This is a genomic window from Daejeonella sp., from assembly GCF_037719425.1.
In the GTDB taxonomy this organism is placed as follows: Bacteria; Bacteroidota; Bacteroidia; order Sphingobacteriales; family Sphingobacteriaceae; genus Daejeonella.
On the sequence record NZ_JBBJNI010000082.1, the window covers coordinates 1 to 18096 of the forward strand.

An 18096-nucleotide genomic window follows, 5' to 3' on the forward strand; every position below is an offset into this window, starting at 1 on the left:
CGATAAAGTCTATTATCGATGTTTCGAGAGTTGAATTGACTACAGACTTTTCAGCATTTGACGAGATCAGATTTAAGCGCGCCTATCTTGACAGCATTTTTCTTAATCTGCTAACAAACTCTGTAAAATATGCACAGCCGGGAAAAATACCGGTAATAACTATCGCTACCGAAATTACCGCAGGCATTAAACAACTGATCATAAGTGATAATGGGATGGGCTTTGATATGGAAAAAGTGAAGGATAAGATTTTTGGCTTGAATCAGAAATTCCATAATCACTCTGACAGCAAAGGAATAGGATTATACCTGGTATATAATCATATCACCAATCTGAACGGAACTATCGATGTGGTAAGTAAAATCAATGAAGGGACTAAATTTGTGATCTCATTTAAAGAATGATCACTAAATGGGCATGTTTGCATGAAGGAAATAAAGGCAATCGTAAAAGCCTACGATGATATCTCACCGGGAACCCATGCGGCACTTGCTACTGTTGTCAGAGTGGAAGGATCCTCTTATCGCCGGACCGGCGCTCGTATGCTCGTTCTGGATAATGGTTCATGGACGGGTGGTATTAGCGGAGGATGCCTCGAGGGCGATGCTTTAAAACGTGCGCGGCTGGCCATAAACAATTCCCGTCCAACTTTAATCACTTACGATACCACTGAAGATGATCCTCATCAAATTGGTGTTGGTCTGGGCTGCAATGGAGTTATCGATGTACTGTTTACTCCGCTTGATCTGCACGACAAAAAGAATCCCGTTGAGATCCTTAAATCTTGTGTTCAGGCGAGCCGCGATACCCATGTATTGCTTACTGTAACTCATCTGGAAGGTAACTGGAATATTGTCCGCGAGGGAAATGTCATTAAGTATACTGACGCAAATAGTTTAACTATTATTAATTCCAGGACTATCGAGAGCCAGATCGATGATAAAGTCAACTTACAGCTAGTGGAAAACAAGTCAGCACCTGCTCAATTCACTGCTGAAGGTAATCACATAGAGATCTTTATCGAAATACTTCCGCCGGAGATCAGTGTCATACTGATGGGCCATCAATACGACGTCTACCCGATGAGCAGGTTGCTGAAAGAGCTCGACTGGAGGGTAAGTATTTGCGGCGATGTTCTTAAGATCAACCCTCAGATAAGGTCCTATACTGACCAAATTGTTGCGATGACTGATCTTACCAGCTTAACAATTGATGATCATACCGCTATTATTCTGATGGCTCATGATTTTAATACGGATAAACAGAACCTGCTAAAGGCCCTGTCAACTCCAGCATCATTCATTGGAATGCTCGGGCCTAAAGTGCGATCGGAAAAGATATGGAAAGAGCTTTCTGACGAAGGACATGAAATATCACCGGCTGATATGGAACGCATTTATGCCCCTGTGGGACTTGACATTGGCGCGGTAACCCCTGAAGAGATTGCGTTATCTCTTGCAGCCGGTATCAAGGCGGCCTTTGCCAAAAGAGATGGCAACTTTCTGAAATTCAGAGATACCCCTATTCATACAAGAAATTAAGATGCAGACCGGCAAATTGCATTTCAACGTAAACACTTTCGCGATCATCATCCTGGCGGCAGGAAGGTCATCACGGCTGGGAAGTCCTAAACAACTCTTAAGCTATCGCGGGAAAACACTTTTACAACATTCAATTGATAGTGCAAAGCAGACCGGATCCAATAAGGTGATCGTTGTACTTGGCTCGGGTAAAGACCTTATCGGGAATAAAATTGACACTGCTGGAATAGAAATCGCGGAGAACCCGGATTGGGAAAGCGGTATATCATCATCAATTAAAGCAGGCATAAATGCCCTGAAAAAAATAGCACCTGATGTTGATGCATTGATATTAATGGTTTGCGATCAGCCATTTGCAGATGCTGAAATCCTTAAAGCACTTATAAAAAAGCAAACTGAGTCAGGTAAAGCAATTGTGGGATGCATGTATGAAAACACAAAAGGGACCCCTGCCCTTTTTCACAGCAGCCTTTTCCCCGACCTTTTAGCATTAAAAGGCGACACCGGTGCAAAAAAACTATTCAAAAAATACAAAGACGCAGCTTCGTTCGTTTCATTCAAGAATGGTGGTATCGATATAGATACATCAGAAGACTATCAGAACTTGCCTAAATAACCTAACTTTATATATGCTTATTGATTCATTCGACAGGGCTCACAATTATCTGCGGATCTCTCTTACAGACAACTGCAACCTTCGCTGCTTTTACTGTATGCCGGAGGAGGATTATGAATTCACCCCTGCCTCGAGGCTAATGCAACCGGATGAAATCGAGACAATTGCCAGAATATTTGTCGACAACGGGGTAAACAAGATCCGCTTAACAGGCGGGGAACCACTGGTACGTAAAGATGCTGCGGAAATTATAGCTCGTCTTTCAAAGCTCCCGGTTGATCTTACGCTCACCACAAATGCAACAAGGCTTCATGATTTTGTCGATGTGCTGGAAAAAGCCAAAGTCAAATCTTTAAATGTAAGCCTCGATACGCTTGATCCCGACAAGTTTAATATTATCACCCGCAGGGACGGCTTCAAAAAAGTAATGGATAATATCCATCTGATGCTGAGCCGCAACTTTAACGTTAAGATTAACGTGGTGGTAATGAAAGGGCTAAACGACAATGAAATTATTGATTTTGTCGACTGGACAAAGGACCTCCCGGTCCAGGTACGATTTATCGAGTTCATGCCATTCGATGGCAATCGCTGGACAAGCAATCAGGTCTTCACCTGGAGCAATATGCTGGACAGGATCGGGGAAAAGTACACACCAGTTCGTCTGCAGGATGGAGTTAATGATACCGACAAGAAATATAAGATTGAAGGCCACAAAGGGAGTTTCTCAGTGATCAGCACGATGAGTGCTCCTTTTTGCAGTGGCTGCAACCGCATGCGCCTCACTGCTGACGGAAAGATGAAAAATTGCTTATTCTCCACTAAGGAAACCGATCTGCTTGCGGCATTGAGAAATAACGAAGATATATTGCCGCTTATCCAGGAAAGTATTTTTTCAAAAGCGAAAGAGCTCGGCGGGCAGTTTACTAAAGACTTTGAGAAGATCCAGACTGAGGATCTGAACAATAGAAGCATGATAAGTATAGGAGGATAGATCTTTTTATGCGCGCAGAACTTATTTCAGTAGCAGAAGCACAGGATTTAATAAATGAACATACAGAAGTCCTTAGCCCAATCAGGATTTCATTAATGGATGCAACAGGACTAATTCTTTCCGAGAACGTTTTTGCCAAAACCGATGTCCCTCCATTCAACCAATCGTCAATGGATGGTTATGCGATCAACTACGATGACTGGGAACAATCCGGTCAATTAAAGATTAAGGGTGAGATTGCTGCAGGATCAGACAAAAATACGAGGCTGGAGCCTCAAAATGCTGTCCGAATATTTACGGGTGCGGCAGTGCCGGAAGGTGCAGATACTGTAGTGATGCAGGAGAAGATCAGGATAACAGAAGGAAACCTGGTGATTGAAGATGATAATTTGATCAAAGGCCTGAACTTCAGAGAAAAAGGAAGTGAAATAAAGGCCGGATGTCTGGCCCTCGAAAAAGGAACATTGATGACACCTGCCGCAATAGGCTATCTGGCTGGCGTGGGCATTCAGGATATAAATGCTTATCCCAACCCCAGTGTTAGTGTTATTTTAACTGGTAACGAACTTCAAAGTCCGGGAAAAGACCTTGCTCACGGCCAAGTATATGAAGCAAATTCCTTTGCACTAAATTCAGCCCTGCGGCAAGCAGGTATCTCCCAAATTGATTTTCTTTATTCAGAGGACACACTCGAAGCCCTGACAACCAAAATTGCCGAAGCCGTCCAAAAAAGCGATGTCGTGCTACTAACTGGTGGTGTTAGTGTTGGCGACTATGACTTTGTGGTACGTGCGGCTGTTGCAAACGGGATTGAGCAAGTTTTTCATAAGATCCGTCAAAAGCCAGGCAAACCTCTATTTTTCGGAAAAAAAGGGAGAAAGGTAATATTTGGATTACCCGGAAACCCGGCTTCTGTTTTAAACTGTTTTTACGAATACGTATTACCGGCTTTAGGTCTAATGAGCTCGCGTAAAACAGCTTTGAAAAGTCTAAAGGTTCCCCTGAAAACGGCATTAAAGAAGCCCGCAGGGCTTACGCAGTTTCTAAAGGGATACTATGATGGAGAATCAGCTCTTGATCTGAAAGCGCAGGAATCTTTTCGGCTTAGCTCTTTTGCAAAAGCAAATTGCCTTATCAAACTTGAAGAGGGAAAAATAGAATTCACCGCGAATGAGCTGGTGGAAATTCATCTGTTGCCTGAATACCATGGATAATATTTACTTGTTCTATTGCCTGTTGTTTATAGTTGCGATGTTGTACTCATCTGTAGGACACGGAGGCGCGAGCGGTTATCTGGCATTGATGGCTATCTATGCATTTAGTCCGGAGGTTATGAAACCAACTGCTCTAATTCTGAATCTTTTTGTGTCACTGACTTCGTTCATACAGTTCTATCGGGGGGACCATTTTAAATGGAAAATATTCCTGCCTCTTGCTCTGGCGTCTATCCCTTTGGCCTTTGCGGGGGGATTGATTACTATGGATGCGTCGATTTACAAAAAAGTTCTGGGTTCATTGCTTTTCATTCCGGTTATTAGATTCCTGTTCTTTGCAAACATCCCTGACGAAGAATTAAAAAAGTCTAACACTGCGTTGTCGATATTGATTGGCTGTTCTATTGGTTTTCTATCCGGCCTGATCGGAATTGGCGGAGGAATTATTTTGTCTCCTGTCCTCCTGCTATTGAAATGGGCCAACCAAAAACAAGCAGCAGCCATTAGCGCCTTATTCATTTTTGTAAATTCCTTATCGGGATTAGCAGGCCAGCTAACAAAAGGAATTAGCTTCAGTCCTGATATGTTGAGCTATGTCACCATCGCTTTCGCAGGAGGCTTGTTCGGCGCTTATCTTGGAGCATTAAAATTCAATCAAAATATACTAAAAAATACTCTGGCCGTTGTGTTAATGATGGCGGGATGGAAGCTTATCTTTACGTAAATGCAGGTTAAGGTTTTAATATTTGGGCAGTTGACAGATATCACCGGTTTATCTGAAATCGAATTGGAAAACATTTCCGACAGAGATGAACTTATTGAAACGCTAACGCAACGGTACCCTCGCCTGACTGACTCGAAATACGCAATCGCTATCGATAAAAAAGTGATCACCCATAATACCCCGTTAACAGACAATAGCATTGTTGCGCTGTTACCGCCCTTTTCAGGAGGATAGTGATGGCATACAAAAAGGGGAACCCAAGATATCAGCGTCAAACTTCACTAACAGAAATTGGCGAAACCGGCCAGGAAAAGCTCGCGAATGCAAAGGTCCTGGTAGTTGGAGCAGGCGGCCTGGGTTGCCCTGCCTTGCTATACCTCGCCGGTGCCGGGATTGGCACAATCGGTATAGTTGATCACGATGCCGTATCCCTAAGCAATCTGCACCGCCAGGTGTTGTATTCAAGTGACGATATCGGGTTGTCAAAGGTCCTTAGAGCTGCCGACATTTTAACAGCACTCAACCCTGAGATTGATATTATCTCCTACAATGAGATGCTCAATCCTCAAAACACTCATAGCATCATCTCTCAATATGATTTTGTTGTAGACGGCACAGATAATTTCGCCAGCCGGTATATGATAAATGATGCCTGCGTACTTTCAGGAAAAACGCTAATTTATGGCGCTATTTCAAGATTTGAGGGGCAGGTAGCAGTTTTCAATCATGAGACCGGCGATGGATCAGCAAAAACAAATTACAGGGATCTTTTCCCCAACCCGCCAGCCGAAAATGAGATCCTTAATTGCGAAGAGGCAGGTGTAATTGGGGTGCTGCCCGGAATAATAGGAACTATGATGGCAAATGAAGTAATCAAATTAGTTACCGGAGTTGGTCTACCTCTGGTAAACCGATTAATGACCTATAATTCATTAACCAACCAGATCTATGAACTACAGATCCAACCCCGGGAAGACACACGCTCACTTATTCCTGAAAGTGTTAACACATTTAGGCAAACCGACTACGACTGGTCATGCTCAAATCACTCAGCAAATCAGATAGACATGAATTTGTTCAAACAAATGATGAAGGACCCAACTGTATCTTTTATAGATGTGAGGGAAATAAACGAAACACCCATAGTTGAAGGATTTAATTATTCAAAACTACCCCTAAGCACCTTCGAAAGCAGTATAAACGGGATTACAGCAGAAAATGTTGTTCTGTTCTGTCAGTCAGGGAAACGAAGTTTAAGTGCAGCCAGAATGCTCACCGAGCGCTATGGAAATTCAAAAAAAGTATATAGCTTAAGGGGTGGAATTGCCTCATGGAATAATTCACGGGAAGATTAATATGTCAGACAGAAAACCAAAAAATATATTTACTGCGGGTCCGATACCAGCGTCGTTCATTGCTGAAAGTATTCAGAAACATAGCACACAAAAAGCAATTGGCGGACATAGTATATTCCTCGGTCAGGTACGCGCTGATGAAACGGAGAGCGGTGTTATAACAGCTATAGAATATACCGCCTTTGAAGATATGGCGATCGAAAAGATGCATCAGATACGCGAAGATATATTCTCAAAGTACCCGTTGACATGCATGCATGTACACCACAGCCTGGGTAGGGTCTCTTCAGGGGAAATCTGCCTTTTTGTTTTTACCTCTTCGGCACATCGCAAGGCGGCTATTGATGCTTGCGAGGAGACTGTTGAAAGGTTAAAGGCAGAATTGCCGGTTTGGGGAAAGGAGATAATCGAGGGTGACAAACATCAATGGAAAGTGAATAAATAATGTGACGCTATGCAATCTGACGCTAAAACAATTGACGAGTACTTCGAAGGACTTTCTGAGGACAGGAAAGCTCCAATGCAACAACTATGGCAAGTTATTCTGGAAAATATTCCAGACGGGTTTTCCAGACAGATGGGATACGGTAATGCAGGCTTTGTCGTTCCGCACACTATCTATCCGGCGGGATACCACTGTGATCCAAAGCAGCCTCTGCCTTTTGCAGGCATTGCCTCCCAAAAGAATTTTATTGCCCTTTACCACATGGGGATTTATGCTGATAAACAATTGCTGGATTGGTTTATATCAGAATATCCAAAACATTCTACTGCTAAGCTCGACATGGGCAAAAGCTGTATCAGGTTTAAAAAGCCTGACCAGATCCCATTCAAATTGATTGGAGAACTAATGAAAAAGATGACCGTTGAAGATTGGATCAGACTCTATGAGAAGGTGATGAAACGGTAGAGGCTTCCGGCCTGGCTTCACATCTTATTCAATTGCGTAACTATATCCTCACAAAGTTGATGGGTGATTAACGAATCCTGTGTAGTGAACTGGGGGCTTCCTCCACAGTCAAGTGCCTGAACAAAGTCGCTGGTAATTTGCTCAAAACCTCTTTTAGACAGTGTAGAATCCCAATCTCCCATCGCCTTGCTGGTTTCATCGCGATTAACATGAACGTTTGAAGAGGATAGATTCACAACGGTGCGCTTTTGAGCGTGACTGAACACTTCTACTTTTTCTTCAATAATTCCAGAATCCCTGTTCATTATTCCGATCCCTATGGCCCCGTTTTCGGCAGTCATCTGAATAACAACATGATACAGCAGTCCGCCTTTTTTCATTCCTTTAACATTAAGCTCTTTAACAGGATAAGGAAATAAATAGTTGAGCGTATCCACAACATGGATAAAATCATCAAAAACAAATGTCCGTACATCTCCGGGCAGTGAAACGCGATTCTTTTGCATGATGATCATGTTAGGCTCTGCAATCTGTTTCAGTTCACGATACGCCGGGGCATATCTCCTGTTAAAGCCGACCATCAGCATTAGCTTCCTGCTGTCCGCCAGTTGAAGTAGCCTTTTGGAGGATGCATAATCATATGTGATCGGCTTATCCACATAAACATGGATATTGTTCATCAACAACATCTGAATAATCTCGACATGACTGCCGGTTGATGTATGCACGAAAGCTGCCTGAATACCGCTGTTGAGAATCGATTCAAAATTTTGATGCAAGTTCTGGAACCGGTATTGTCTTCCTATCCGGAAAAGCTTTTCGAGATCACGCGTATAGAGGTGAAGTTCGAGCTCCCTGTTGCACAATACAGGAAGGTAGGCCTTTTGAGCAATATCGCCCAAGCCTATGATGCCTACTTTTAACACAATTCCACAGAGCTTAAGTTCATAACGAGGTTTACAACGCTTATTTCCGTACCGTTTCCTTTTTCAGTACCGCCCAGCCCTCAGGATCCTCGCCGCCGAGCACCCAAACGGATATTCCTCTAAGGTTGTATTTTTTGAGCAGGTCGAGTTTGGGCTTTAAGGATTGCGCATCTTCTATGAACAAATACTCGAACACACCATCTTTATCCCACATCGCCCAATTTACCTGGCCTTTCTCATGCCAAACCTTTTTTGCATTATTCTGTCCGAGAAGGTGCTGTACCATTGGATATTTTGCACTTCGTCCATTTGCAAATCCACCACGTTCCGTGGTATAGTCGGTAAACCAGTGTACCGAATAGTTGGGAATTCCCATCGAAAGCCTTTCCGGCTTGACACCCTGGGCCAGAAGATACTTTATCACCTGTTCCATCCATTCAGGGCTCGCAACCGGTCCCGGAGGTGTACGCCTGGTATGCTGATCGTATGTCATGATCGAGATAAAATCACCGATCTCCGAAAGCTCTTTGAACGAATAACCAGCCCTCCAGTTCTCATAAAGAAAAAGGTGATATGCACTTGGGCCGCCCACATTTTCTGTAGCATGCACAAGCGCCGCAGATAATTGAAGGTTGTTCTTATGCAAAGCTTCAGCTGTTTCTTTAAAATAAAGTGTAAAGTCGGTCATATCCCGGATACTTAAGCCTTCGAGGTCGAACTGCCAGCCATCCAGATCATACTTTTTGGCATATTCAAGCATCATCTCAATGGAACGTTTACGGGAAACGGGGTTGGAAACAATATCGTGAAGAAGCTTTTGGTCAAAACCGCTATTGACAATCAGGGGCATCACTTTTACTTTATTGGCTTTTGCTAAAGAAAGCACACGCGGGTCTACAGATCCGGAAAGGGTTCCTTCTTTACTAACCAGGAATGTCTGCGGACAAACAATAGAGATCTGGCTGACATTTGCCCTGAAACTTTCAAAAGACTCAGGAGTGTTCACCATATAAAAAAGATTTTCTGATCTGGTTTGAGCTTTTAGAGCAGATATTGTGTGTAATAGCAAAGCGATTACAATGAACCTTTGAAACATAGTGAGTAAATTTAGTTCATAAATGTAGCGAATGAGGTTTATTTACACAATGTAAATAAGTGTTTGTAAAAGCCGGCTTGAAAGACTTATAAATGTAAGTGCTGCCAGAGTTAAAATACAATTATAAAGATTAAATTTACTCATGGAATCAGATTACAATCGGATGGATATAACGAAAGACCTCAGACTCGCCGTACTTATTGACGCGGATAATGTCCCTTATTCCAATGTAAAACCGATGTTCCAGGAAATTGCAAAATACGGCACGCCAACATTCAAACGCATCTATGCCGATTGGACCAAGCCTACAGTTTCGGGATGGAAAAAGGTCCTTCTGGAGAATGCAATAACACCAATTCAGCAATACAGCTATTCAACAGGGAAAAACGCGAGCGACAGCGCTATGATCATTGACGCCATGGATATTCTTTACTCAGGTAAAGTTGATGGCTTTTGCATCGTTTCAAGCGACAGCGATTTTACGCGCCTGGCAACACGTTTGAGAGAAGCTGGCATGAAGGTTATCGGCATCGGCGAAAAAAAGACCTTGATCCCCTTCATAACAGCATGTGATAAATTCATTTACCTCGAAATTTTAAAGGATAATGAAGCCTCCCCTGATGAGCATCAACCGGTTAAGAAATCGAGAAATAACACCCGGAAAAGTTCGGCCCCGTTGAATAATATCGACAAGGAGCTGATCAGGCTTATCAAAGACAGCGTGTCGGATCTTGAAGATGAGAATGGCTGGGCGTATCTCGGTAACCTGGGTAATCTGATCCTGAAAAAGAAGCCTGACTTTGATTCGAGGAATTATAATTACCCTAAACTACTGCCCCTCATTAAAGGTCTGAACATGTTTGAATTTGATGAACGAATAACGGGAAAAGGGAATATTAAGCATGTTTATATTAAGATTAAAGGCTAGAGTTAAGCTTAATGCTAAAAGCTTTAAGCTGAAAGCTAAACCCTTCTGCCGCAAAACCCCAAAGAGCGTTAGATTTTTACCGACAAATTCCCGACATTCACCGACAACCAGAGTAAACTCGCCTAATAAGCATTTGCTGATGGCCTTTTATACGTTAGTTTAGATAAAATTCATACGATATGCAAAATTTAAAAACCTCCAATCAAAAATCAGGTAAAGCTCTTGTAGGCATGATATTACTTGGCGTGGGATGTATATTATTAATCAAAACACTCGGTATATTTTTTATACCGGGATGGGTCTTAAGCTGGCCTGTATTTATGATAGCAATTGGCTGCTTCATTGGGTCACGCCAGGGATTTGACAAGCCTGCGGCATTTGTTCCGCTGATCATTGGATTTATCTTTTTAAGTAGCCGTATCCTGCCGGATATGGACCTGAGCAGATTTTTCTGGCCATTCCTGATCATCGCTTTTGGTGTGTGGATGATCATGGGCAGGAAAACACCAAATATGGACAACTTCCGAAAGTGGGATAAAAACCCCGATCACGATCCTAATGCATGGTCTGCGACAGAAGCTGATCCAACAACTACCGGAACGGGTGATACTTTAAATACTGATCAGCCGGGTTCGGCACCAATCCCGGAAGACAGGGTAGAGTCTGTTTCCATATTTGGAGGTATTAAGAAAAACGTTGTTTCCAAAAACTTCCGCGGCGGAGAAATAGTCAATTTCTTTGGCGGATCAGAGATAAATCTAATGCAGGCTGATATAACCGGGCGGGTTTATCTGGAAGTAGTGCAGGTGTTTGGAGGCACAAAAATAATAGTGCCTTCCAACTGGACCGTGCATTCTGAGATGGTTGCCATATTCGGAGGAATTGAAGATAAACGCCCTCCCCAGTTGAACGCAGCCACTGACAAAGTCCTGGTAATCCAGGGCACGTCAATATTTGGTGGCATAGACATCAAGAGCTTTTAATCAATAACGGAAATTCAAATATTAAATACCAGTCAAATCATAAATCACGGAGGTGTCTCAGCATCAAATAAGTCCTACGATTATTTCAGGTTCGGTTCTGTCAAGGAATAAGATCATCCTGATCGTTATCCAGTGTATAGTAGTCTGTGTCCTGGCACAGTCCGCAATACTATTCTGGTATGGCTTTACACCGGCAACATGTTTTATTGATGGATCTGTAAGTACGATCTTACTCGCAATTGCGTGCTATCTGATAGGGAATAACCTACGGTATTACCGCCCTGAAAAAAACAGGTACATGTTGATGCTCATGTACTGCGCGATCCTGGCTTCGATTTGGCTGTTAGTCAACCACTGGATCCTTGACTCATTCGTTTTAACTGATCCTCATTACGCAGAATTTCTTTACAATTCATTGCCAGTGCGGTTTTTCCTGGGCCTTTTGATCATCAGCTTAATGGCAATGATAAGTGTGGTCTACTATACCCAGCAGGACCAGAAAGAGACTGAAAAACGTAAAATTGATGCAGAAACCCTGGCGAGGGATGCTGAGCTTTATAATTTGAGACAGCAGCTGCAGCCCCACTTTCTTTTCAACAGCCTGAATTCTATAACGGCACTTATCGGGAGCAGGCCTGAAGAGGCGAGAAAGATGATACATCAGCTTTCAGACTTCCTGCGGGGCACCCTCAAAAAAGAAGATCAGGCACCAGTAACCCTGGAAGCCGAGCTTGAACATCTACAGCTTTACCTTGACATCGAAAAGGTCAGATTTGGTCACCGCTTATCGACAGAAATCTCTTTTCACGAATCCTGCAGGCCGCTATTATTGCCTCCTATGCTGCTGCAGCCCATTGTTGAAAATGCTATTAAGTTTGGCCTGTACGACACTACAGGTATAGTGACTATTAGTATTTTTGCAGAATGTGTTGATAATGAATTGCATGTAACTGTTCAAAATCCATACGATCCTGATACAACACGTCCGAAGCACGGAACCGGGTTCGGGCTAAGCGGAGTTAAGCGCAGATTACATTTATTATTTGGGCGCACCGACTTATTGGAAACTACATCTTATACCCATATATTTACAACAACTGTAAAAATTCCTCAGGTATAAAAATGCGTGTTATTTTAATTGATGATGAGCCTCTGGCTCGTTCGGTAGTGATCGAATATCTGCAGTCGTGGCCGCAGATTGAGATCGTACAAGAGTGTAGCGATGGTTTTGAAGGCGTTAAAGCTATCGCCCAACATGAACCAGACTTGATCTTCCTTGACATCCAAATGCCGAAGATAAACGGATTTGAAATGCTCGAGCTCATCGAAAAACCCCCGTCAGTAATATTCACAACAGCCTTTGATGAATATGCTATCAAAGCTTTCGAAGAACATGCTATCGATTATCTTTTGAAACCGTTCACCAAAGAACGTTTTGACAGGGCTGTACAAAAATGGCTCGACACCAAGCCAACGGCTGAAGCTAAAAAAGACACAACTGAGATCCTTGACAATATTCAGACCTCCTCTCCTAAAAATGAGCGTGTCGTTGTGAAAACTGGGAACAAGATAAAAATCATACCTGTAAACGATATCATTTTCCTAGCTGCCGACGATGACTACGTAAAGATCCACACAGCCGAAGGATCGTTCCTCAAAAACAAGACAATGGCTTATTTCGAGAAGCTTTTGGGAGAAGATAATTTTGTACGAGTCCATCGCTCTTACATTGTTAAAATAGATGAAATCACGAGGATTGATCCCTACGAAAAGGAGTCTCATTTGGCTATTCTTAAGTCAGGAGAGAAAATTCCTGTAAGCAAAACGGGTTATCCAAAGCTTAGGCAGGTTCTTGGGCTTTAATAGGTGAAAGTTGAAAACTGAAAACTGAAAGTTGCTGGATTTCCGACATCGGGAGTTATTCTTTCATTTTTTTGACCGCTGACTTCCGCTTTCAGTTTTCAGATCCAGTCGTACGTACAACTCAAGAGAGAAGTACCTTCCACGCCTCGGCTACTCTACCCTCATCTAATAATTTTCGTGCATACTGATGCAGTTCCCGTTCACGGTTAGTGTTATCTCCGATAGTGGCGTCAAGTATTTGTTTGAGTTCAGGGTCTGACTGAAACTGAGCGATCTCATCATCAGAAGGAAGTTGCTCTACATTTCCGAGCTGGCCTAAATTATTCCCTGTCAGGATATCTGAATTTCTGATTGCCGATGGAATTGCGTCCACTCCTATACCTAAAGTGCGCACAGGTTTTTCCACTTGAAAGAGACTTTCTTCGGTAACCCTGCAGTACCAGTCGCCACCGAGCCTTGCCACAAGGTCAATTTTCACCTGATCGATCTTACCAGCATCGTCAAGAATTTCTTCCCGGATGTGAATACGTTTTATTTCAGCCAGTACCAGATTTCCAGCACCAGCATTTTCACCCAGAGGGATAACCCGTTGTACTAAACATTCCATTTGCACCGGCGATTCAGCTACTCTTGGAGGCTTCACGATCTCCGATGCCAGTGGGGTAAAACCTGCTTTAATAAACTCATTAACGCCTTTCGGATATTCAACACTTGCGAGAGAAGTCTGCCTCACCATATCATAATTCACAATATTGATCACACACTCAGGCACTTCAAGAACATTTTCAAGACTATGTTTGGTGGTATTGTCCCTCACTCTTCTGGCTGGTGAAAAAATACAGACCGGCGGGTTTGTGCTGAACATATTGAAAAAGCTGAACGGGCTGAGATTAACATTCCCTGCACTGTCAATGGTTGACACAAAGCAGATCGGCCGCGGGGCAATGGCATACTGCAGGTAGTTTTGCAGCTCTAGAGCAGTTAGCTCTGAGGGGTTTAGGGATAGCATCGTGATTTAAGTTTGAGCCAAGAGCCAGGAACCAAGAGCCAGGACCTGCGATATTAACCCCGGCTGTGTCTTGATTCTTGGTTCTTGGCTCCTGGTTCCTTAATTGTTCTTTTTCAATTTAAGTATCGACCAATCTGTATCCGTTTTACGAATTGTATTGGTGAGCCGCCCAAGGCCAGCTATTTCCATTTCTACAATATCCCCTGCCTGAAGCCATTGTGGCTTATAATTTGGATCATTTAGTAAACCTGTACCATTTAACTCCATGAAACATCCTGTTCCAACAGTTCCTGATCCGATTACGTCGCCCGGTAGAATATCCACCCCATAGGAGCAGCGTTCAATGATTTCCGCAAAGGTCCAGTCCATATCCGCCATATTCCCTGAGGATACTTCTATTCCATTTACCCAGCATTTCATAGAAAGGTTATAACTATTGCCTGTGTGGCCAGCTTTCGCTGATGTCTTATACTCCTCAAGCTCATCCGGAGTCACCAACCATGGTCCGATAATCGTCGAAAAATCTTTTCCTTTTGCCGGGCCTAGGTTAAGAAGCATTTCTTCCATCTGTAAAGTACGCGCACTCAGATCGTTCATGACCATATAACCGGCGATATACGAGTCTGCCTCAGCGGCTGTCAAGTTTCTGCCTTTTTTTCCAATTACAATCGCTGCCTCGAGCTCAAAATCAAGTTTTTCAAAGTGATCCGGCATGCATTCGATATCCCCAACTCCCTGTATAGCATTATGATTAGTAAAATAAAAGATAGGATATTGATCAAATTCCGGGATCATTTCAACCCTACGGTTCTTTCTCGCCGACGCTACATGCTGCCGAAATGCATAGCCATCCCTGCACGAGGACGGATGCGGAACCGGGGCAAGAATTTCGAAGAATATTTCTTCTTTCGCTTTCTGCTTTCCTGACTTGATCTGGTCATTTACCTTTTTAGCCCGGTCCATCAGCTCTTCTCCTCCACTCAAAAACTCATTCATATTGTCAGGAATAAGCTTGTCACAGGAATTGAGATTATAGATATGTCCTTTTATAAAAACACCCAAGTGTTCACGGTCTTCCGTTTTGTAGGAAACTAGTTTCATAGAGGGTCGATTTGGTTAGCGGCTTAGTCAAAACTAGTGAAAACAGTTGAGAGTTGAGAGTTGAGAGTTGAGAGTTAAAAAAGATCTGACGTATGAAAAGATGATTGATGAGCAAGAAGCGGAGGCAACACTCTTTATGCATTGACAAATTGTCAACTTTCAACTATCAACTCTCAACTGAATCGTTACCTTTACACTACCAATTATTTAACCAATAAATTCTAGTCTATGCCTGTTTACCATACATTAGGATCTATTCCTCATAAGCGACATACCGTTTTTCGTAAACCGGATGGCACTCTCTATGCCGAGGAACTGGTCTCAACTGAAGGATTTTCCAGTTTGTATTCACTGGTTTATCACACTCACCCACCGACAATTGTAAAGTCTTTGGGAGAGCCATATTCTGTTGAGCCGAAGATCGCAAGGGAGAAACATCTGAAACATACCAGCCTGATTGGTTTTAATATCAAACCTGAAGATGACTTTTTGGAAAGTCGCAAGCCTGTACTGGTAAACAGCGACCTTCATATTTCATTAGCAGCTCCAAGGAAATCGATGACTGATTATTATTACAAGAACAGTCAGGCTGACGAAGTAATATTTGTACATGAAGGCACCGGAACACTTAAAACCGGCTTCGGTAAGATCAAATTCGCTTATGGCGATTATTTGGTAATTCCACGTGGCACCATTTATCAAATGGAGTTTGATAATGAGAGTAACAGGCTTTTCATAATTGAAAGCTTTAGCCCAATAAGGACGCCAAAACGTTATAGAAATGCCTGGGGGCAACTGATGGAGCACTCCCCATTTTGTGAACGCGACATTAAAAGACCACAAGACCTTGAAACAAAAGATGAATTCGGAGATTTCAAGGTTTTAATCAAAAAACAAGGCCTGATTTATCCATATGTATATGGTACCCACCCATTCGACTTTATCGGCTGGGATGGATTCCATTATCCATGGGCATTTTCAATCCATGATTTTGAACCTATAACAGGCCGGGTACATCAACCGCCGCCGGTTCACCAAACATTTGAAGGGCACAACTTTGTGATCTGCTCATTCGTACCACGTAAGTACGATTACCATCCCGAATCAATTCCAGCTCCATACAATCACAGTAATGTAGACAGCGACGAAGTATTGTATTATGTTGATGGCGATTTTATGAGCCGGAAGAGTGTTGTAAAAGGGCAGATCACCTTGCACCCGGGAGGAATTCCTCATGGACCACATCCGGGAACCGTGGAAAAATCAATTGGCAAAGAAAAAACTGAAGAGCTTGCCGTTATGATCGACCCTTTTAAACCTTTGATGCTAACAGATTATGCGATCAGCATCGAAGATGAATCTTATCACAAAAGCTGGCAGGAAAACGTAGAGTAGGAAGCCTAACCCCCGCCCTCTCCATAGTAGAGGGAGAGCAAACGGAATAATATAAATACCATGAAAACTGAAATAATTGAAAATAAAACTCAAAACACAGATTTCCTTCCTTTAAACGGGACTGATTATATTGAGATGTATGTGGGGAACGCTAAGCAGGCGGCCCATTTTTATAAAACTGCTTTTGGATTTCAAAACCTGGCCTACGCAGGACCGGAAACGGGTGTAAAGGATCGTGCGTCATATGTCCTGATGCAGAATAAGATCAGGCTGGTTTTAACCACGCCTCTGTATCCTGAACATCCGATCTCTGAACAGCTCACAAAACACGGAGATGGAGTTAAGACCATAGCACTCTGGGTGGATGATTCTTATAAGTCCTATCAGGAAACTGTCTCACGGGGAGCTGAAAGCTATATGGAACCTCAAACACTAGAGGATGAAAATGGAGTATTGAAAATGAGCGGAATTTATACCTATGGCGAAACCGTGCATTTATTTATCGAGAGAAAGAATTACAATGGTCTTTTCATGCCAGGATTCGTGAAATGGGAAAGCCGCTACAATCCGGAAGAAGCCGGCTTATTATACGTCGATCATTGCGTTGGCAACGTCGGCTGGAACCAAATGGACAAATGGGTAAAATTCTACGAAGACATTATGGGCTTCAAGAATATTCTTACTTTTGATGACAAGCAAATATCAACCGAGTATTCGGCACTGATGAGCAAGGTCATGAGCAATGGCAACGGTTACGTTAAATTCCCGATCAATGAGCCAGCTGAAGGCAAAAAGAAATCTCAGATTGAGGAATATCTTGATTTTTACGGCGATGAAGGTGTGCAGCATATTGCAATCGCGACCAACAACATCGTTGACACCGTGACTAAACTGCAGGATCGCGGCGTTGAATTCCTTAAAATTCCAACCGTTTATTATGACGACCTGGAAGCCAGAGTTGGAAAGATTGAAGAAGACATTGAGCCGCTAAAAGAATTAGGTATCCTTGTGGACAGGGATGAAGAGGGTTACCTGCTTCAAATATTTACAAAACCGGTTGAAGACAGGCCAACACTTTTCTTTGAGATCATCCAAAGAAAAGGAGCAAAATCTTTCGGTGCAGGTAACTTTAAAGCACTTTTTGAAGCTTTGGAAAGAGAGCAGGAATTAAGAGGGAATCTGTAACGATTTGCAGATTAGGAAATGAGAGAATGAGCAAATGAGTTAGCCGGCAAAATTTAAACAATTAAGGCTAAAACAATTAAACTCGCTTAAAAAAACAGCAACAGATTGCTTCGCTTCGCTCGCAATGACATGCTTCGTTGGGGACTAAGTGGGAAAAACGGGGCTGCGCCCCCGTCTTCCCCACTTCCTTTAAGGCGACATTGTCATTGCGAGGGGTAATTTATTTCATAAAAATCAATATAAAAGACGTTACTTT

General features: G+C 42.8%; 20 protein-coding genes. 16 read left to right on the forward strand and 4 right to left on the reverse strand.

Annotation, left to right across the window (positions count from 1 at the left end; translation table 11 throughout):
* The 10 genes from WKF69_RS11720 to WKF69_RS11765 all read left to right on the forward strand — a co-directional run.
* On the forward strand, window positions 1–404 hold a 404-nt coding region (locus tag WKF69_RS11720), incomplete at its 5' end, for an ATP-binding protein (RefSeq protein ID WP_340382115.1).
* A gap of 21 nt (window positions 405–425) precedes the next feature.
* The gene (locus tag WKF69_RS11725; RefSeq protein WP_340382116.1) at window positions 426–1541 is read left to right on the forward strand and encodes an XdhC family protein; all 1116 of its coding nucleotides are present in this window, start codon (window positions 426–428) and stop codon (window positions 1539–1541) included.
* A 1-nt stretch (window position 1542) separates the two neighbouring features.
* Window positions 1543–2157 carry a nucleotidyltransferase family protein gene (locus WKF69_RS11730; protein WP_340382117.1) on the forward strand — a complete coding sequence of 205 codons (615 nt, stop codon included), beginning with the start codon at window positions 1543–1545 and terminating at the stop codon, window positions 2155–2157.
* Between the two features lie 13 nt (window positions 2158–2170).
* Window positions 2171–3151 carry a GTP 3',8-cyclase MoaA gene (gene moaA / locus WKF69_RS11735; protein WP_340382118.1) on the forward strand — a complete coding sequence of 327 codons (981 nt, stop codon included), beginning with the start codon at window positions 2171–2173 and terminating at the stop codon, window positions 3149–3151.
* 8 nt (window positions 3152–3159) lie between these two features.
* Complete coding sequence (gene glp, locus WKF69_RS11740) at window positions 3160–4365, forward strand: gephyrin-like molybdotransferase Glp (protein WP_340382119.1); 1206 nt, start codon at window positions 3160–3162, stop codon at window positions 4363–4365.
* Complete coding sequence (locus tag WKF69_RS11745; protein WP_340382120.1) at window positions 4358–5089, forward strand: sulfite exporter TauE/SafE family protein; 732 nt, start codon at window positions 4358–4360, stop codon at window positions 5087–5089. Before glp ends, WKF69_RS11745 begins: the two co-directional genes overlap by 8 nt.
* Complete coding sequence (locus tag WKF69_RS11750) at window positions 5090–5323, forward strand: MoaD/ThiS family protein (protein ID WP_340382121.1); 234 nt, start codon at window positions 5090–5092, stop codon at window positions 5321–5323.
* 2 nt (window positions 5324–5325) lie between these two features.
* Entirely contained in the window at window positions 5326–6444 is a 1119-nt protein-coding gene (locus WKF69_RS11755; protein ID WP_340382122.1) for a HesA/MoeB/ThiF family protein, read from the forward strand.
* Between the two features lies 1 nt (window position 6445).
* Window positions 6446–6889: a molybdenum cofactor biosynthesis protein MoaE gene (locus WKF69_RS11760; protein WP_340382123.1), complete on the forward strand. Its 444-nt coding sequence runs from the start codon at window positions 6446–6448 to the stop codon at window positions 6887–6889.
* Between the two features lie 9 nt (window positions 6890–6898).
* The gene (locus WKF69_RS11765; RefSeq protein WP_340382124.1) at window positions 6899–7354 is read left to right on the forward strand and encodes a DUF1801 domain-containing protein; all 456 of its coding nucleotides are present in this window, start codon (window positions 6899–6901) and stop codon (window positions 7352–7354) included.
* Window positions 7355–7371: 17 nt separating this feature from the next.
* Here WKF69_RS11765 and WKF69_RS11770 read toward each other — a convergent pair whose 3' ends face one another.
* A complete protein-coding gene (locus WKF69_RS11770; protein WP_340382125.1) occupies window positions 7372–8280 on the reverse strand; it encodes a Gfo/Idh/MocA family oxidoreductase in 909 nt (302 codons plus the stop codon).
* Between the two features lie 40 nt (window positions 8281–8320).
* Window positions 8321–9376 carry a glycosyl hydrolase family 18 protein gene (locus WKF69_RS11775; protein ID WP_340382126.1) on the reverse strand — a complete coding sequence of 352 codons (1056 nt, stop codon included), beginning with the start codon at window positions 9374–9376 and terminating at the stop codon, window positions 8321–8323.
* Window positions 9377–9518: 142 nt separating this feature from the next.
* Here WKF69_RS11775 and WKF69_RS11780 point away from each other — a divergent pair, with 142 nt between their 5' ends.
* The 4 genes from WKF69_RS11780 to WKF69_RS11795 all read left to right on the forward strand — a co-directional run bounded on the left by WKF69_RS11780 (window position 9519) and on the right by WKF69_RS11795 (window position 13150).
* A complete protein-coding gene (locus WKF69_RS11780; protein ID WP_340382127.1) occupies window positions 9519–10304 on the forward strand; it encodes an NYN domain-containing protein in 786 nt (261 codons plus the stop codon).
* Between the two features lie 179 nt (window positions 10305–10483).
* Window positions 10484–11287 (forward strand): LiaF domain-containing protein, encoded by an 804-nt coding sequence (locus WKF69_RS11785; protein ID WP_340382128.1) that lies wholly within the window; start codon window positions 10484–10486, stop codon window positions 11285–11287.
* A 52-nt stretch (window positions 11288–11339) separates the two neighbouring features.
* Window positions 11340–12407, forward strand: a complete 1068-nt coding sequence (locus WKF69_RS11790; protein WP_340382129.1) for a histidine kinase — start codon at window positions 11340–11342, stop codon at window positions 12405–12407.
* A gap of 2 nt (window positions 12408–12409) precedes the next feature.
* Window positions 12410–13150 (forward strand): LytTR family transcriptional regulator DNA-binding domain-containing protein, encoded by a 741-nt coding sequence (locus WKF69_RS11795; protein ID WP_340382130.1) that lies wholly within the window; start codon window positions 12410–12412, stop codon window positions 13148–13150.
* Window positions 13151–13271: 121 nt separating this feature from the next.
* On the opposite strand, the gene WKF69_RS11800 is transcribed toward WKF69_RS11795, so the two are convergent.
* Both WKF69_RS11800 and WKF69_RS11805 read right to left on the reverse strand, forming a co-directional pair.
* On the reverse strand, window positions 13272–14159 hold the full coding sequence (locus tag WKF69_RS11800; protein ID WP_340382131.1) for a flavin reductase family protein: 888 nt from the start codon (window positions 14157–14159) through the stop codon (window positions 13272–13274).
* 99 nt (window positions 14160–14258) lie between these two features.
* The gene (locus WKF69_RS11805) at window positions 14259–15260 is read right to left on the reverse strand and encodes a fumarylacetoacetate hydrolase family protein (RefSeq protein WP_340382132.1); all 1002 of its coding nucleotides are present in this window, start codon (window positions 15258–15260) and stop codon (window positions 14259–14261) included.
* 228 nt (window positions 15261–15488) lie between these two features.
* Here WKF69_RS11805 and WKF69_RS11810 point away from each other — a divergent pair, with 228 nt between their 5' ends.
* Together WKF69_RS11810 and hppD are read left to right on the forward strand one after the other, a co-directional pair.
* Window positions 15489–16655 carry a homogentisate 1,2-dioxygenase gene (locus WKF69_RS11810; protein WP_340382133.1) on the forward strand — a complete coding sequence of 389 codons (1167 nt, stop codon included), beginning with the start codon at window positions 15489–15491 and terminating at the stop codon, window positions 16653–16655.
* A gap of 60 nt (window positions 16656–16715) precedes the next feature.
* Window positions 16716–17840 carry a 4-hydroxyphenylpyruvate dioxygenase gene (gene hppD / locus WKF69_RS11815; RefSeq protein ID WP_340382134.1) on the forward strand — a complete coding sequence of 375 codons (1125 nt, stop codon included), beginning with the start codon at window positions 16716–16718 and terminating at the stop codon, window positions 17838–17840.
* Window positions 17841–18096: the final 256 nt, after the last annotated feature.